Annotated in this window: 1 protein-coding gene; it reads right to left on the bottom strand. The window is 65.8% G+C overall.

All coding sequences use genetic code 11. The annotated features are described in order from the left end of the window. A partial coding sequence (locus tag EN885_RS33055) for a thiamine phosphate synthase (RefSeq protein ID WP_128335260.1) occupies positions 1 to 632 on the bottom strand: 632 nt, incomplete at its 3' end. Positions 633 to 635: the final 3 nt, after the last annotated feature.

The following is a 635-nucleotide window of genomic DNA, read 5'->3' as shown; positions in this document are numbered from 1 at the left end:
GGCGCGGTCTCGTCGAGCAGCGCGTTGGCGGTGGCGACCGCTGTCCTGGGATCGGTGCCGTCGGCAAACACGGCGCTCGACAGCGCCACGAATTCAGCGCCGGTGGCGCCCACCGCTTCGACCGAGGCGATGTCGGATCCGGCCATGACGATGCAAGGGATCTGGATCATGTCCGCCCACCATGCGCCGAGCGACAGGTTGCGCGGGTGCGGTTCGGGCTTGTTGTCGTAACCGAAGCGGCCGAAGAAGATGTAGTCTGGCCGCGTCTCGCCAAGCTCGAGCGCGTCGTCACGTGTCTTGGCGCCGCCGGTGCCGACCATCATCTTTGCCTGGAAATGCTCGATCGTCTCGGCAAGTTCGGCCTTGGAGACCTCGACATGGATGCCGTCGGCCTGGACGCGGCCGGCTATGCGGGTGTCGCAGGCGATGATGACAGCAACGCCGGCGGCTTGCGCTGCCGGCACGATCTGTTCGGCGAAAGCCTGAAAGGAGGCTTCATCCATGCCGTTCTCGGGCAGGATCAGCGAAGCGACATCGCCGCCATCGAATGCCGCGACAATACGGGCCGCCGGCACGCCGGACGGCGCGATCAGCACGATGCGACAGCGATTGGGGGGCGTTGCTTCATTCATGGT

This window comes from Mesorhizobium sp. M6A.T.Cr.TU.014.01.1.1 (assembly GCF_004022765.1).
GTDB lineage: Bacteria > Pseudomonadota > Alphaproteobacteria > Rhizobiales > Rhizobiaceae > Mesorhizobium > Mesorhizobium mediterraneum.
The sequence above is the reverse complement of the archived record's forward strand: the minus strand, read 5'-3'. Positions and strand labels throughout refer to the sequence as shown.